Source organism: Stutzerimonas stutzeri (assembly GCF_024448985.1).
In the GTDB taxonomy this organism is placed as follows: domain Bacteria; phylum Pseudomonadota; class Gammaproteobacteria; order Pseudomonadales; family Pseudomonadaceae; genus Stutzerimonas; species Stutzerimonas stutzeri_AP.
In genome coordinates this window covers 189,444-204,043 of sequence record NZ_JAMOII010000003.1, presented here as the reverse complement: position 1 = coordinate 204,043, position 14,600 = coordinate 189,444, and the positions used below count along the sequence as shown (strand labels likewise).

The window sequence follows — 14,600 nt, the reverse complement described above, 5'->3', positions numbered from 1 at the left end:
TCCGGCTTATTGTTGTTGTGCGGGCAAGTTGGCGCCGGTCGGGGAAACGACCCTGACGCCGCTCTGCCCGACGAGGACCAGATTGCCGTCCGGGTTGGAGACGACGCCTGACAGCGAGCGTCGATCCGGGCGACTGAACAGCTTGAAGCTCTGTCCTTGGTCCTCGCTACTAAGCACGGTGCCGCCGTGGCCGACCACGACGATACGACCATCCGGCAGCAGATTGCCGTCCGCCAGCCCCGACTCGAGGGCATCGCTTCCGTCGAGCAGATCGATTGCTTGCCAGCTATCGCCGAAGTCGGCGGAACGGAACAGATGACCACGCAGGCCGAACGCCACAACCACTCCGGGTTCGCCGCCACTCACGACGCCGAACAAGGATCCCTGATAGGGCGACTCGACGCGCTCCCAGGTCTCACCCATGTCGCTGGAACGGAACATTCCGCCCATTTCGCCAACGACGAACAGACCCGAGCCCTGAATATGGGTGATGGCGTTCAGGTGAGCGCCGTCCTCGTTGTCGAGGCGATCAGCGATATCTTCCCAATTCTGGCCGCCGTCAGCGGTTTCCAGCAGCACGCCATAAGCACCCGTGGCGAAGCCGTGCTCCGAATTCTCGAACCAGACGTCAAGTAAAGGCACTTCGCCTTCGCGATTTTCGTATTGCTGTGTCCAGGTTTCACCGCCATCGCTGGTCGCCAGGATCAGCGCGTCGTGGCCGACCGCCCAGCCATGTTTGTCATCGACGAAATAAACAGCCGTGAGCATCTGACGGGTCGGAACCTTGGCCTGGGACCACGTAGCGCCGGCGTCATCGGAAAAGAGGATATGCCCGCGATCACCAGCTGCGACCAAGCGCTTACCCGCATAAGTGATATCGAGCAGAAGAGCCGATGCGGCCTTCTCCGATTCGATCGCATAGCGGGTCGCTGGCTCAGCGCTTTGCGCATGAGCGGTAGCAGTGGCGAGAAACAGGATGGATAGAACACTGCAGAGCGAGAGCGTTCTTGCAAGCGGCGAATAATTGAAATTCGACTTGCGGGGTGTTTTTTCCGCACGGCCGAACCGGGTGCGCCACATGACGGGCTCACTCATACATACCCCCTTTATTCTTATTAAGGTAAGACCTGCGTTAAGTACCAGGCGGAGCCATGCTATAGGGCTTTCGAAAGCGGCGGCAATTGTCTGGACGTTATGTTTTGTTAAGCCAGGCTGATTGATGTTGCTTGATTAGTAGGCTTTATGGCAAAGCATCTCGCTGCCGCCTCGCATTCCGTTTCACGGAAACGATCCGATCTTCGATGAGAACCCCCGGAAAGAACGAATCCCGTGACATTGCACGGGATTCGGGGTGGTTCATATCGCCTTGCAGACGGCTACACCGAGTCAGGCGAGACTCTTGCTGACCACCTCGTAGACATCGCTGGATAGCTCGCCCGAGGCCAGAATCCGTTCCAGCTCGCCCTTCATCAGGCCCTGCCGACCGGCGTCGTATTTGCGCCAGCGGGTCAGCGGCGCCAGAAGGCGCGAGGCGATCTGCGGATTGAGCCCGTTCAATACGATGATCTGATCGGCCAGGAACCGATAACCGGCACCATCGGCGCGATGGAAGTTGACCAGGTTCTGATTGGCGAAGGCGCCGATCAAGGCGCGGACCTTGTTCGGGTTCTTCAGCGTGAACGCCGGATGCTGCATCAGCTGCTGGACACGCTCCAACCCGCCCGGTTGAGTGTTGCCGGCCTGCACGCTGAACCACTGATCCATCACCAGCGGGTTGTCCTTGAAGTGCTCGGCAAAAGCTTCGAGTGCTTTGTCGCGCTCGGCCTCGAAGTTCGAATTGACCAGCACGGCCAGTGCCGTCAGGCGCTCGGTCATGTTGTCGGCCTGCTCGTATTGCTCGACGCAGGCGGCAACCACTTCCGATTGTCCGCTCAGCATCAGGTACGACAGGGCGATGTTTTGCAGCGCACGACGGGCGAAGTGAGTGGCTTCGGCAACGTAAGGCGTCTGCCGAGACAGTTCGCGGTTGGCCTGGTAGCGCTTCCAGAGCAAATCGAACAGCGCCGTGGCGATGCCCTGGCGGGCGAAATCGCGCGCCGCATGAATGGCATCGACATCCGCCACTTCGCTGATCTCGGTGAGGTAGGCCTCGCTCGGCAGCGACAGCATTTCGGCGACCATCGCCGGGTCGAGGCGTTCGTCCTCCAGCAAGCTGCGCAGCGCTGCGACCAGACGCTGGTCCAGTTGCAGCGCTTCGCCGCGCTGATGCTGCCCGATCATTTCCTGCAGCACCTGCACCGACAACTGCTGCCCGGCTTCCCAGCGGTTGAAACCGTCGGAATCATGCTGCATCAGGAACATCAGCTGATCACGGCTATACGGAAATTCAAGCTTCACCGGCGCGGAGAAACCGCGCAGCAACGAGGGCAACGGCTGCTCGGGAACGTCGATAAAGGTGAACGTCTGTTCGGCCTGATCGACCGCTAGCACGCGAGTGGTGCCGACGGCGGCATCCTCGCCTTGCAGGCGTAGTGCAATCTCATTGCCCTGGCCATCCAGCAGACCCAGCGAAACCGGGATCACGAACGGCAATTTTTCACTCTGACCCGGCGTCGGCGGGCAACTCTGGCGGAACGTCAGGCTGTAGGTCTTGGTCGCTGCATCGTATTGCTCACTAACGGCGAGGCGCGGCGTGCCGGCCTGGCTGTACCAGCGCTTGAACTGAGTCAGGTCGGCGCCGTTGGCGTCTTCCATGGCTTTGACGAAATCATCGACGGTTACCGCCTGGCCGTCATGCCGCTCGAAGTACAGATCGCTGCCCTTGCGGAAGCCCTCTTCGCCCAGCAACGTCTGGATCATGCGCACCACTTCGGCACCCTTCTCGTAAACGGTCAGGGTGTAGAAGTTGGAGATCTCGATGAATGACTCGGGGCGAACCGAGTGGGCCATCGGCCCGGCATCTTCAGCGAACTGATGGGTACGCAGGTAGGACACATCCTCGACGCGCTTGACCGTCTCCGAATTCATGTCGGAGGAGAACTGCGCATCGCGAAAGACAGTGAAACCTTCCTTGAGCGACAGCTGGAACCAGTCGCGGCACGTCACGCGGTTGCCGGTCCAGTTATGAAAATATTCGTGGGCAACGATGGCCTCGACACGCTGGTGAGCAGCGTCGGTAGCGGTCTCGGCGCGCGCCAGCACGGCGCTCGAATTGAAGATGTTGAGGCCTTTGTTCTCCATCGCGCCCATATTGAAGTCGTTGACTGCGACGATCATGAAGATGTCCAGGTCGTACTCGCGACCATAGGCCTCCTCGTCCCACTTCATGGACTTCTTCAAGCTGTCCATAGCGTGCTGGCATTTGTCGATGTTCTCGGGCTCGACGTAGATACGCAGCGCTACATCGCGGCCGCTCATGGTGGTGAAGCTGTCCTCGACACACCACAGATCACCGGCCACCAGTGCGAACAAATAAGCCGGCTTCTTGAACGGATCTTCCCACGTCGCCCAGTGGCGGCCGTCGTCCTCTTCGCCGCTGGCGATCGGGTTGCCGTTGGACAGGAGGATCGGATAAGCATGCTTTTCGGCGCTGACCGTGGTGGTGAATTTGCTCATCACATCCGGGCGGTCGAGGTAGTAGGTGATCTTGCGAAAGCCCTCAGCCTCACATTGGGTGCAGAACATGCTGCCGGACTTGTAGAGGCCTTCCAGCGCCGTGTTGCTTTCCGGATGGATTACCACAGTGCTGTCGAGCGTGAACGCGGCGCTATCGGGCTGCAGGGTCAGACTTTCCCCGGCGACCTCGTAATCGCCCAGGCCCAGCTGACGATCGTTCAGCGACAGGGACATTAACTCGAGATCCTGGCCATGCAACTGCAGCGGCGGCAGGTCAGTGCCCGCTTCGGGGTTGCGGCGCATCACCAGTTGCGCATGCACCAGGGTGCGGTCTTCGTACAGTTCGAAGGTCAGGTGTGTTTCATCGATCAGGTACTCGGGGGCCTGATAATCCTTGAGATGAATGACTTTCGGTTGTTCGGTGCGCATCGGTAAAAGCCTCTTCGAGGCAGCTACAAGCCGCAAGCTTGAAGCTGCAAGTAAATGTGCCGTGGCTGCCGCCGACACCCGGAATCAAGCCTTCGCGGGTCAAGCCTGAAATTTACGGCGTGCAGCTTGCGGCTATTTGATAAGCGGTGAACTTGCGGATGTTGATCACGCCGGTGTCCAGGATCAGGTATTGACCCTTGATACCGCGCAGGGTGCCTTCCACTACGGGCGTCTTTTCCAAGTCTAGACTGACGATCTTGGTCGGGTAGGCATCGACCGGGTAGCGAATTTCAAGCACCTCGGCATCTGCAACCGGTTGAATCGCCTGTAGCCCGTAGCGCTGCTGCAGGCCCCGCAGGCCTTCGGCACAGGCATCGAATATCTGCTCGCGAATCTTGATCAGGTCGATAGGCTCGGCATCGCCCTTGAGCAGCGCGCGCCAGTTCGTGCGGTCAGCGACCTGGCTACGCAACAGATCCTCGACCATGCCCGACTGCTGGCGGGTAGCGACACGCATGATCGGCAGCGCCTGGCTCGCGCCCTGGTCGAGCCAACGGGTCGGCAATTGCGTGGCGCGGGTGATGCCCACCTTGATGCCTGACGAGTTAGCCAGGTAGACCACGTGATCGGTCATGCAGAAATCCATGCCCCACTGCGGATCGCGGCAAGTGCCGAAATCGTGGTGGCATTTTTCCGGGCTCATGATGCAGATGTCGCACTGCGGCAGTTTCTTGAAGCAGGGATAGCAATAGCCCTGGCTAAAACTCTTGTTGGTCTTGCGTCCGCAATGCGTGCAATTGATGGCGCCGAGGTATTCCAGCCGCAGGGTCTTGCCGATCAGTGGATTGACCGGCACCAGTTCGTCGTTCAGGCGGAAGGAGTATTGCGCCTGGGCACCCAGCTGAATCGACATCTTGCTCAGCGCGCCGCGTCCCAATTCCAGCATCAGTGACGGGTTCCGGAAGCAGGTGCGAATAGACTGGTGTCAATCGGCGCCTTGTTCTTGCTCTTGGACGCGCACTCCTGGCCACCCATGTAGCCGGTGCGTTCTTCTTCAGGCAGGTTCTGGATTTCCCAGGCAATCATCGCGCCGAGGCAGGTTTCCTTCTGCTCGGGCGTCAGCTTGCGACCGTCGCTCCACTTGCCCAGCTCGACGGCGGTTTTCAGATTTTCGTAGATTTCGGGGGTGATGTTTTCGATGGCTTCGATAAAGGACGACATGGCCGGCTCCCGGGGAAACAAGCGCGCATTCTACCGAGCGGCGCTGCTTTAGGGAAAACGATCAGCCTTTCAGTTGCCTTGGCCCGCGGCCCTGCGGCGCGCCAGCAGCCCACCTAGGATACCGGTCAGGCAGCCAGCGACCAGCCCGCCGACGTGGGCCGCATTGGCGATCGCCAATGCACCGAAGCTCACCACTTCGATCACACCGGTCAGGCATACCACCAGCCAGATCAGCATCAGCACCACCACACCGGGCGGCAGTCGGTAGGCTTCGTCCGGCGACAGCTTCTGGAACAGCCAACAGTGGCCGAGCAGCCCGTACAAGACGCCGGACAACCCGCCAAAGATGCTCGGCCCGCCGAACAGGTACTGCGCCAGGTTGGACACGATGCCGAACAGCAGCGTGAACCCGAGCAGCATCAGCGCGCCCTGGCGATATTCGATGCGCCGCCCCAGTTCCCAGTACCACATGGAATTCATCGCCAAGTGCAGGAAGCCGAAATGCACGAAGATCGGCGTCACCAGCCGCCACCACTGCCCTTCTGCGAGAGTCTGTTCGAGCGTCGCGAAATAGGCGTATTCGCCGTCGATGCGAAAATCGCTGAAACTGAACCAGCGAATGGTCTCGAAATTTTCGCCGAGCATGGTAATCGCCGCCGCGATCAGCGTCAGCAGCAACACCGCGGCGGTCAACGGGCTGCGGCGCATACTGGCGACGAATCCCCCACCGCGGCGTGGCGGTTGCTCGGCGACGACCGCGCCATCACCTTGCGGGTAACGCTGATAGAGTTCACGGACCTGTTCGGCGGTTTCAGCCGGCACGCGCAGTACCTGCTCGCCCGACTCTTCGGAAACGCGGCAAGGCACCTGCAGGCGCCGCAGCAGCGCGACGAAACCACTCAGGTCTTCGGATAACGGCAGGCGCAACGCCTCGACAACCACCATCTAGCGCTCCACATTCACCCAGACGAATTTCGCCGGGTCGAGTCGGGTTTCCTGGTCGAGCCGGTAGGCGACCAGCTTGCCGTATTTCACCGCGCTGTAATCCAGGCAAGCCAGGTTATGGCGTATGGGCGCGGGCTCGCCGCTACGCCAGTAATGGCCGACGAACAGCAGCGGATCGTCGGGCCCGTACAGGAACAAGCGGCTCTTCTGGCTTTCGCTGAGCGGCAGGCGCGCCGCCTTTTCCGGCAGGCCGTCGGGCTGGAACACGATGTCGCCATAAGTTCTGGGGTTCTCTTCCCAGAACTTGGTGCGGAAGAAGCTGCGAGTGAATCCCTCGGCACTGGTCAACGTCAGGCCCTGGGGCAGCGGCATGTCGGTGCCACGCAGTAGACGGTCGAGTGCCTTGGCCGCGAATCCGTCGCTGAACGCGGCATCGCGCAAGAATTCTGGATCGACACAGCCGTGGCTCAAACGCTGGCGAAGCTGATCGATGACGGTGTTATCCCAGCAGGCGTGAACCACCCGGAAACGCTCGCTTTGAAGAAACAGCGGCAGCTCCATGAACCACTCGCGGAACGCTCGCCATTCATCCGGATAGTGCTCGAACTGTTGGAAGGTTTCCTGCAGCAGCGTCTCGTAGCGCGGGGTATGCTCGCGGACGAAGGTCTTGCCGCTTCCCGGTGGTGCCGGGGTGTACCAGCCCAGTGCGTTGAACTCATGGTTTCCCATGATGCAGTAGGCCTGCTCCGCCTCGACCATCGCATGCACCAGATGCAACGCCTCACGAATGCGTGGGCCGCGGTCAATAATGTCGCCGAGGAATATCACCTGCCGGCGCGGATGCCGCCATACATCGCCATGCCGGCGATAGCCGAGCTGATCGAGCAGCCGCTCCAGGGTACGAGCGCAACCGTGCACGTCCCCGATGAGGTCGTAGCTGCGCTCCGGATCGACGATCACTATTCCCCTCCACCGAGGCGACTGCCCCAGCCAAGCTTGGTGCGGCAGACCTCGTAATAATTGTGATCCAGCGGATGGATCAGGTGCAGCTTCTGCGGCTTCTTGCGCACCGTGACGGTATCGCCCGGCGCACAGGTGAAATGATTCTGGCCGTCACAGGAGACCTGCGGATAGATCTGCATGTTCGGCGAGACCACGATCTTCAGCTCGCTGTTGCCATCCACCACGATCGGCCGGCTGGACAGGGTATGTGGATACATCGGCACGACGACAATTGCATCCAGCCGTGGGTGCATGATCGGCCCGCCAGCGGACAGCGAATAGGCCGTCGAGCCGGTGGGCGTGGCGATGATCAGGCCATCGGCCTTCTGGCTGCAGACGAACTGGCCGTCGATGTACAGCTCGAACTCGATCATCCGAGTCGATTTGCCGGGATGCAGCACCACATCGTTGAGCGCGTCGCCTTCTCCGATGGACTCCTCGAAGCGCCTGACCTGAGCTTCGAGCAGGAAGCGATTTTCCAGGGTGTATTGCCCACTCAGCACTTCAGCGACCTTCTCTTCCAATTCGTCGGGGCGAATATCGGTGAGAAAGCCCAGGCTGCCCCGGTTGATTCCAAGCACCGGAACGCGATGCTTAGCCAGCGCTCGCGCCGCGCCAAGCAAACTGCCGTCACCGCCGACGACAATCACCAGATCACAGGAGTCGCCCAGCCGTTGCCGCGACGAGGTCTGCATGCCATGCCCCGGCAGCACCTCGGCGATGTTTTCTTCGAGGATGACGTGCAGGTGGCGCTCCACGAGGAATTTCTTCAGTCGGCGAATGGTGTCCAGCACCTGGGAACTGCCCAGGCGGCCGATGATGCCGATGTTGCGGAACTGGTCCATTGAAGCTCCCTGATAGCGTGGCGGGTGACAGGCCGGCACGCGTCGAGCGGCAGCGGGCCGGGCAGAGCCTAACAGGCTCTAGATTGGTGTCGCGCGGGCGCGTTTGAGTTCAACACCGCGTTGGCCGACCCCGTTGCGGTGCGGCGCGAGGATTATGGGCGAAAGGTCAGAGGCGCAGCAAACCATCCCGGCTATGCTTGCTGCATGAGTCTTCCCCATCTTGCCGATTTGTTGCCCAGCTTACGGCACCCACAGGTGCGAGATCTCGCCTGGGCGATCCTTTCGCCGCCGCTCTTAATCGATGCCCCGTCACCCCAGCGCCATCCACTTGCGGCCAGTCGCTGGGCCGATGATTCCGCAGCGCTGAGCAACTGGTTGCTGCTGCATGACAGACAGCCGGCGATACTCCAGGCGTGGCTGGCACAACACAGCATTCGCCGGCTGGGCCTGTATTACGAACGTCTCTGGCAGTTCGCCTTGGCCCAGGCGCCGGACGTTGAGCTGGTGGTGGCCAATCTGCCGATCCGACAAGGTGGCCAGACGCTGGGCGAACTGGATCTGATCCTGCGCGATGCCGAAGGCGTGCATCACCTTGAACTCGCGGTGAAATTCTACCTGGGCCTGCAGACCGGCGATCGCCGCCAACACGACCACTGGCTGGGCCCCGGCAGTCATGATCGGCTGGATATCAAGTTGCAACGCCTTTGCGAGCACCAGCTACGACTCTCGTCCAGCCACCAGGCACAGGCACTGCTGACCGAGCTAACCTGCCGCCAGATCAAAAGCGCGTTGTGGCTCGGCGGCTACCTGTTCCAACCCTGGCAGGACGGATGTGAACTCCCCGCTGGCGCCAATCCAACGCATCTCGGCGGGCATTGGCTGCGGCTGTGCGATTGGCTGCATTCGGCTGTCACCGAGGGCGACGCCCGTTGGCAGCCGCTGCCCCGTCAGGCCTGGCTGGCACCGGCACAACTGGACGACAGCCAGCTCTGGCAACCCGAGGGCGTCCAGCAGTGGATTGCCAATGCCGATCGCACCCAGGCACGGCTGCTTGCCCGCATGGAACCCGATGCGGATGGGCGCTGGGTCGAGCGCGAACGACTGTTCGTGGTGCCCGATAACTGGCCCGGGTGATCGACACATCCTTCTCATCAAATTGTCATTTGTGTGGTGCACACTGCTGCGCCCACCAGACTGATCTCCTGCAACAGAAGCGGTCCATCAATGTCGTCAGCACAAGCCAACTCTGCCCTGCTCCAGCACTCAAGCGCCTGGACCATCTTTCTAGTGTTTCTGCGTCTGGGGTTGACCTCCTTTGGTGGTCCGGTGGCTCATCTCGGCTATTTCCGCGAAGAGTTCGTCAACCGCCGCCGCTGGCTGGATGAAGCGGGGTATGCCGATCTGGTCGCGCTCTGCCAGTTCCTGCCGGGGCCGGCGAGCAGCCAGGTCGGCATTGCCATCGGTTTGCTACGCGGTGGTTATCGCGGCTCGCTAGCCGCTTGGGCCGGGTTCACCTTGCCGTCGGCGATAGCTCTGATGCTCTTCGCGTTCGGCATCAGCAGTTGGGCCGAAGCCGTTCCGGAAGGGCTTCTGCATGGCCTGAAGATCGTTGCGGTTGCGGTGGTGGTCCAGGCGGTATGGGGCATGGCTCGAAACCTGTGCACCGACCGTGCGCGCATCACCATCGCGCTGTTCGCCGCATGCGCGGTATTGATTCTGCACAACGCCTGGGCACAACTCGGCGTTATCGCGCTGGCAGGCCTGATCGGGGTGATGTTGTTTCGCCCTACATCGAAGGGGTCTCCCGCGCCTCATCAGGGCCGTCGGGATCGCTCGGTTGCCGGCGTCTTTTTGTTCTTGTTCTTCGCGCTGCTGATGACGTTACCCGCGCTGGCCGCCGCTTCCAGCAATCAGTTGTTGGAATTGCTCGACACCTTCTACCGCGCCGGCGCGCTGGTCTTCGGTGGGGGGCACGTGGTGCTTCCGCTGCTGCAGGCCGAAGTCGTACCTAATGGCTGGGTCAGCAACGACATATTCCTCGCCGGCTATGGCGCCGCACAGGCGGTGCCGGGGCCTCTGTTCACTTTTTCGGCATTTCTCGGCGGGTCCATCGGTACTGGCAGCGCCGGTCTGATAAACGCAGCCGTATGCCTCGTGGCGATATTCATCCCTTCGTTTCTTCTGGTGTTCGGCGTCATACCGTTCTGGGATCGACTACGCGCCAACCGCCGTGTCCAGGCAGCGCTGGGTGGAGTGAACGCCGCGGTGGTCGGCCTGCTACTGGCGGCGCTTTATGATCCAGTCTGGACCAGCGCCATATTTAGCCCCAGCGACTTCGCTCTGGCGCTGGTCGCGCTGGTCGCCTTGATGGCCGGGAAGCTACCGCCCTGGCTGGTCGTGCTGGTGGGCGGTCTTGCAGGCTGGGCTATCGCCGCGGTGTCTTGATCGTTCGCCAGAGGTTTCGGCTCAGCCGCTGCGTTCAGTGCGACCGCCGGAACGCGCCAAATAGCCGCTGCCCTGCTCACAGATCAAGGTCGTGTATTGCTCAGCAGACAGCCCATCGAGACCGTCACGCAGCGGATACGCGGTGAAACCCAGTTGGGTCAGCATAAAGACCGCGCTGGCGCTGCGCTTGCCGCTGTCGCAGTAGCAGAGATAGATCCGATCCTGAGCCAACAGGCGTGTCTTAAGACGCAACAGATGCAGCGGCATATGCAGTGCCTGCAGCGCATGGCCGCGCTGGTATTCCTCCAGCAGCCGAACATCCAGCCATTGGGCGCCCTTCGCGATCAGTTCGTTCGCCTCGGCAAGGTCAAGCTCGGCCACTACCGGCGCCTTCAGCAGGGCGATGAAATCCCGCCGCGCCAGGCGCAGCACCTGAGCATCCTCGAGCAGCGTCACGGTGGCGTTGCGAGGGCATTCGGTGAGCAAAGCTTCTTCGCCGAAGCAGGCGCCGACGTCCAGTTCCGCCACGACCTGCTCTACACCGCCAAGGCCAGACATGACCTCGGCTCGACCGCTCTTGAGGAAGTAACAGCAGTCGCCGGCATCACCTTCATGCAGCAGTACGTAACCGGCAGGTAGCTCGATCGACTCGAGCCGGTCAAGCATCTTTCGCACGTTTTCCGGCGGCACCTTGGCGAACAGCGGATTGTCCAGCAGCGCTTCGAGCCAGTCAGTCAGTTCGCCAGCCGTGGACAGCTCCAGCAGTAGATCGGCATGGGTCTGATGCCAGGACAGTAAACGATCCAGCTGGGCGCTATCGACCATCAATACACTGCAGACTTCCAGCGCCCGCACCTGGCTCAGGCGGGGACCGGGGCCGAATGCATGGCAGCTTTCCGCCGCGCCAGCGGCCATCCGCCATTGCTTGCCGTCTTGCCCATACATAGACAAGGCGCCGGTGAGTAGGAAGTAGCAGGATCCAGTGTCTGTCTCGTCATCGAACAACAGCTCATCGGCGAGCAGCAGTCGCGGAATCAATTGCGCGCGAAGCGTCTGCAGTCGACGAGGCGAGAGCGCGTTGAGCGGAATCAGACTACCTAACTGATCGGGACGCAGCGGCTTGTTCATCCATAGTTCCAGAAGACGGGAAAGTCAGCGCAGCAGCTCGTCCAGCTGCGCCTGCGCAGCTCGCCGGCCCTGCAAGCCACCGGTATGCACGAAGATGAGCCGCGTGCCGGGCGTAAAATAGCCGCGCTCGATATAAAGGCGCAATGCCATCATCGCCTTAGTCGTATACACCGGCTCCAACGGCAACCCGGTGGCACGCTCGGTTTCCACCATGAAGCGCGCAAGCGCCTCGTCGAACCGACCGAAACCGCCGCGACTCGCATCGATCAGCTGATAGTTTGTGCTGGAGACTTCAGCCTCGCCGAGCAGCCTGGCGACTTCCTGCGCAACACCATGAGACGGCGGCCCTGCCAGCGCGCCGTAGACGCGGCGCTCGCCCTGCTCGGCCTCGCCGATCACCAGTCCTGCGAGGGTCGTACCGGTTCCAGCGGCCAGCCACCAGCCGTCGTGATCGTCCCAGCCAATCGCGGCCAGTTGCTCCCGCACGCGTGTCACCAGCGGCGCGCAACCCAGAGCGCCAGCAAGGCCGCCACCGCCTTCCGGTACGCAGTAATAACCGGGATAGCGCTCGCACCAGGAATCGAAGAACCCCGGTTGGTGCCGCTCACGATAACCACCGTAGCCCAGCCAATGGAGCTGCATTCCGAAGCCCTGTAAATCATCGACGGTCGCCGTGCGCTGTGGTTGCCCGCGCAGCAGACCGACACTGGCCAACCCGCTGCGTTTGGCAGCCGCCGCCAGCGCGTGTAGATGATTCGAATGGGGGCCACCAAGGCTGATAAGCCCAGGTGCATCGGCCGCCCGTGCGGCCTGCAGATGGTGGGTGAGCTTGAACCATTTGTTTCCGGACAGCTCGGGATCGACTAGATCCAGGCGCAATACAGCGACCTGCACCTGGGCTTGTCGCAGCCAAGACAAGTCGATGAGCTGCAATGGTGCGGGCCGTAACTCTGGAAATGATGATGACAATGCCGGCAAATCGTCAGCTACCCGTGCGCAGCCGGTCCTGCGCTCTATGTCTGGCACAGCAGTTGGACTCACCAATGAAAAAACGGCTGGGGGCTTCCACTTTGTCCAGCGGCATATTGCAGCGCTCTCCACTGGACAAGGTAGCGACGCAGGTCGGCTGCTGATAATGCTGCACCCACTGGCCGTACTGCTCTTCGGAAACAGCACATTTGGCTGCGGCATAGGCGAGAGGGTTTTGCTGATAGCGCGCCATGTCATGCAGCGGAATGGTCAGGTGGCCCGCACCGGGGTGATAAGCCATGAACGTCACGCCAAGTCCTGATAGACGCTTGAGTACTTGCTCACCGCTTTGCTCGACGAGTGCATCACGCTGCTTTTGGAGTTGCTCGATCTCTTCCTGGAGTTGGGAGTCCAGTTCGTTGCGGTAGGCCAGTTCCACATCACGGATGGACACTTGCTCTTTGTATTCGGCGACCGCTGCTGCGATCTGCCGCTTCAGCTCTTCATCGAACTGCGCCTGCGTGGCTTGCGCTTCGGCGCGGCTGTTGTGCTCCAGCGCCCGCAGCTGCCGGCTCATTTCTTCACGGTTTTTTTGGAACCCCTCCGCCTGCTCGGCGAGCTGCGAGCGAAGTTGTTCGGCGAGCTGCTCCTTGTGCAGGAGCTCCTGGCGTAACTGGGCAACCTCTTCCAACAGCCTGGCCTGCTGCTGTGCAGCCAAATCCCGTAGTCGGGTGATATCGGCCTCGCGCTGCTGCTCGAGATTGGCGATGCGCAGGCGCTGCTGCTTGATCAGCTGTGCGGCCTTGAGGCGCTGCTCCTGCTCGCGCTTTTCGGCTCGTTCGGTGGTCCCTTGTTTGGCCGAATCGGCCGCATACCAGGCGTCCTCGGCGACCATCTGCAAGCGCTCGGCCGGTACTATCTGAGGCACTTCCTCCTCGACCAGCAGGCCGAGCTGGTTGCGCCTGATTCGGTCACGCAACATGACGAGGTGATTCCGGCCCTGGGTCAGCTCCGGGTCCCAGAGATGCATCTGATACCAGGACACCGGACACTGACTGCGGCATGCCAGGCGAATGGGGCCGGCGCCCAGGTCAGGCCCACGTCCGGTGCGTTCGGCCAGATTGCGCAGCGGAATGTTCCAGCCGCTGTCAGCCGAGCCGTCTTCGTTGAAATCCAGATAAAAGAACACCGCCGCACGAATCTGCAACCGGGTATTGATCAAGACGTAGGCGACACGCATCTGCTGATCGGCGAACTCCGACATGCTCACCACGCCATCGAGCATGGCCTCGAATTCCGGATAGAGCATTTCCTTACAGACGCCGCCATCATTGAAGAACAGTACGGCTTCGACCGTCTGCGGTTTGATCTGCATGCTCGCACCCTCAAAGGCCTGATCAGCTAGCGAATGTTTCCATGAGGCGGTCGCATCACGCCGCTTCTCTATTGTCGGGCGCAAGTGTAGGAGAAAAATCGAAACGGACGATGTGATTGGGTTGGCAGCGAGTCCGGTGCCCGCAACCCCTGAGTTGCGCAGGAGGAAAACTGTGACTGAGTTGGAAGCCCGTCAGGTTTTCATCGCCGCAAGCTGAGGCGCCAAACGCCTGCCCATTTCTTCGCCGAGCGCCTGTAACCCGCTCATTGGGCGCACCATAACTTCGAAATCGGTGATCAGGCCGGACTCGTCGAAGCGAATCATGTCGATGCCCTTGAGCTCTCGGTCGCCGACACGCGCGCTGAATTCCAGCACGACGCTCAAGCCGTCCGCACTGGCCAGCTCGCGGTGATAAGCAAAATCCTCGAAGACCTTCACCACCGTATTGAGAATCAGACTGACCGTGGCCGCGCTCTCATAGGGATTGAAGGCCATCGGCGAGCGAAACACGGCGTGCGGATGTAGCAACTCTGGCAGACGGCTGAGATCGGCGGCTTCGATCATCTGATGCCAGCGCTGGAGCGTAGATGCAGCGGGCGGTTGCAACGAAAGTGCGATGTGCATAC

At 61.2% G+C, this 14,600-nt stretch carries 13 protein-coding genes; 2 read left to right on the top strand and 11 right to left on the bottom strand.

Annotated features, from left to right (window positions below; translation table 11 throughout):
* Positions 1 to 6: 6 nt before the first annotated feature.
* The 7 genes from NA647_RS06530 to NA647_RS06500 all read right to left on the bottom strand — a co-directional run bounded on the left by NA647_RS06530 (position 7) and on the right by NA647_RS06500 (position 8,057).
* Positions 7 to 1,095 (bottom strand): WD40/YVTN/BNR-like repeat-containing protein, encoded by a 1,089-nt coding sequence (locus NA647_RS06530; protein ID WP_256056943.1) that lies wholly within the window; start codon positions 1,093 to 1,095, stop codon positions 7 to 9.
* A gap of 291 nt (positions 1,096 to 1,386) precedes the next feature.
* Complete coding sequence (gene pepN / locus NA647_RS06525; RefSeq protein ID WP_256056942.1) at positions 1,387 to 4,044, bottom strand: aminopeptidase N; 2,658 nt, start codon at positions 4,042 to 4,044, stop codon at positions 1,387 to 1,389.
* Between the two features lie 112 nt (positions 4,045 to 4,156).
* Positions 4,157 to 4,990 carry a DUF2797 domain-containing protein gene (locus NA647_RS06520; RefSeq protein WP_256056941.1) on the bottom strand — a complete coding sequence of 278 codons (834 nt, stop codon included), beginning with the start codon at positions 4,988 to 4,990 and terminating at the stop codon, positions 4,157 to 4,159.
* A complete protein-coding gene (locus NA647_RS06515; RefSeq protein WP_256048176.1) occupies positions 4,990 to 5,265 on the bottom strand; it encodes a YeaC family protein in 276 nt (91 codons plus the stop codon). The genes NA647_RS06520 and NA647_RS06515 overlap by 1 nt, the downstream gene beginning before the upstream one ends.
* Before the next feature lie 69 nt (positions 5,266 to 5,334).
* Positions 5,335 to 6,210 (bottom strand): rhomboid family intramembrane serine protease, encoded by an 876-nt coding sequence (locus NA647_RS06510; protein ID WP_256056940.1) that lies wholly within the window; start codon positions 6,208 to 6,210, stop codon positions 5,335 to 5,337.
* Positions 6,211 to 7,170, bottom strand: a complete 960-nt coding sequence (locus NA647_RS06505; protein WP_256056939.1) for a metallophosphoesterase — start codon at positions 7,168 to 7,170, stop codon at positions 6,211 to 6,213.
* The gene (locus NA647_RS06500; RefSeq protein WP_122164119.1) at positions 7,170 to 8,057 is read right to left on the bottom strand and encodes an NAD(+) kinase; all 888 of its coding nucleotides are present in this window, start codon (positions 8,055 to 8,057) and stop codon (positions 7,170 to 7,172) included. Before NA647_RS06500 ends, NA647_RS06505 begins: the two co-directional genes overlap by 1 nt.
* A gap of 204 nt (positions 8,058 to 8,261) precedes the next feature.
* Here NA647_RS06500 and NA647_RS06495 point away from each other — a divergent pair, with 204 nt between their 5' ends.
* Both NA647_RS06495 and chrA read left to right on the top strand, forming a co-directional pair.
* Positions 8,262 to 9,191: a DUF1853 family protein gene (locus tag NA647_RS06495; protein ID WP_256056938.1), complete on the top strand. Its 930-nt coding sequence runs from the start codon at positions 8,262 to 8,264 to the stop codon at positions 9,189 to 9,191.
* Positions 9,192 to 9,281: 90 nt separating this feature from the next.
* Entirely contained in the window at positions 9,282 to 10,502 is a 1,221-nt protein-coding gene (gene chrA / locus NA647_RS06490; protein WP_256056937.1) for a chromate efflux transporter, read from the top strand.
* A 21-nt stretch (positions 10,503 to 10,523) separates the two neighbouring features.
* On the opposite strand, the gene NA647_RS06485 is transcribed toward chrA, so the two are convergent.
* The 4 genes from NA647_RS06485 to NA647_RS06470 all read right to left on the bottom strand — a co-directional run bounded on the left by NA647_RS06485 (position 10,524) and on the right by NA647_RS06470 (position 14,598).
* Complete coding sequence (locus tag NA647_RS06485; RefSeq protein ID WP_256056936.1) at positions 10,524 to 11,630, bottom strand: cyclic nucleotide-binding domain-containing protein; 1,107 nt, start codon at positions 11,628 to 11,630, stop codon at positions 10,524 to 10,526.
* A gap of 24 nt (positions 11,631 to 11,654) precedes the next feature.
* Positions 11,655 to 12,608 (bottom strand): 1-aminocyclopropane-1-carboxylate deaminase/D-cysteine desulfhydrase, encoded by a 954-nt coding sequence (locus NA647_RS06480; protein ID WP_423836460.1) that lies wholly within the window; start codon positions 12,606 to 12,608, stop codon positions 11,655 to 11,657.
* A gap of 4 nt (positions 12,609 to 12,612) precedes the next feature.
* Positions 12,613 to 13,974 carry a chromosome partitioning protein ParA gene (locus NA647_RS06475; protein ID WP_256056934.1) on the bottom strand — a complete coding sequence of 454 codons (1,362 nt, stop codon included), beginning with the start codon at positions 13,972 to 13,974 and terminating at the stop codon, positions 12,613 to 12,615.
* Positions 13,975 to 14,166: 192 nt separating this feature from the next.
* Positions 14,167 to 14,598, bottom strand: coding sequence for a nuclear transport factor 2 family protein (locus tag NA647_RS06470; RefSeq protein ID WP_256056933.1), 432 nt, complete (start codon positions 14,596 to 14,598; stop codon positions 14,167 to 14,169).
* Positions 14,599 to 14,600: the final 2 nt, after the last annotated feature.

What these genes read in the sequence shown, in the direction of transcription:
- NA647_RS06530 (WP_256056943.1), bottom strand. Translation starts at nt 1,095, where the DNA reads ATGAGTGAGCCCGTCATGTGGCGCACCCGGTTCGGCCGTGCGGAAAAA.
- pepN (WP_256056942.1), bottom strand. Translation starts at nt 4,044, where the DNA reads ATGCGCACCGAACAACCGAAAGTCATTCATCTCAAGGATTATCAGGCC.
- NA647_RS06520 (WP_256056941.1), bottom strand. Translation starts at nt 4,990, where the DNA reads ATGCTGGAATTGGGACGCGGCGCGCTGAGCAAGATGTCGATTCAGCTG.
- NA647_RS06515 (WP_256048176.1), bottom strand. Translation starts at nt 5,265, where the DNA reads ATGTCGTCCTTTATCGAAGCCATCGAAAACATCACCCCCGAAATCTAC.
- NA647_RS06510 (WP_256056940.1), bottom strand. Translation starts at nt 6,210, where the DNA reads ATGGTGGTTGTCGAGGCGTTGCGCCTGCCGTTATCCGAAGACCTGAGT.
- NA647_RS06500 (WP_122164119.1), bottom strand. Translation starts at nt 8,057, where the DNA reads ATGGACCAGTTCCGCAACATCGGCATCATCGGCCGCCTGGGCAGTTCC.
- NA647_RS06495 (WP_256056938.1), top strand. Translation starts at nt 8,262, where the DNA reads ATGAGTCTTCCCCATCTTGCCGATTTGTTGCCCAGCTTACGGCACCCA.
- chrA (WP_256056937.1), top strand. Translation starts at nt 9,282, where the DNA reads ATGTCGTCAGCACAAGCCAACTCTGCCCTGCTCCAGCACTCAAGCGCC.
- NA647_RS06485 (WP_256056936.1), bottom strand. Translation starts at nt 11,630, where the DNA reads ATGAACAAGCCGCTGCGTCCCGATCAGTTAGGTAGTCTGATTCCGCTC.
- NA647_RS06475 (WP_256056934.1), bottom strand. Translation starts at nt 13,974, where the DNA reads ATGCAGATCAAACCGCAGACGGTCGAAGCCGTACTGTTCTTCAATGAT.
- NA647_RS06470 (WP_256056933.1), bottom strand. Translation starts at nt 14,598, where the DNA reads ATGCACATCGCACTTTCGTTGCAACCGCCCGCTGCATCTACGCTCCAG.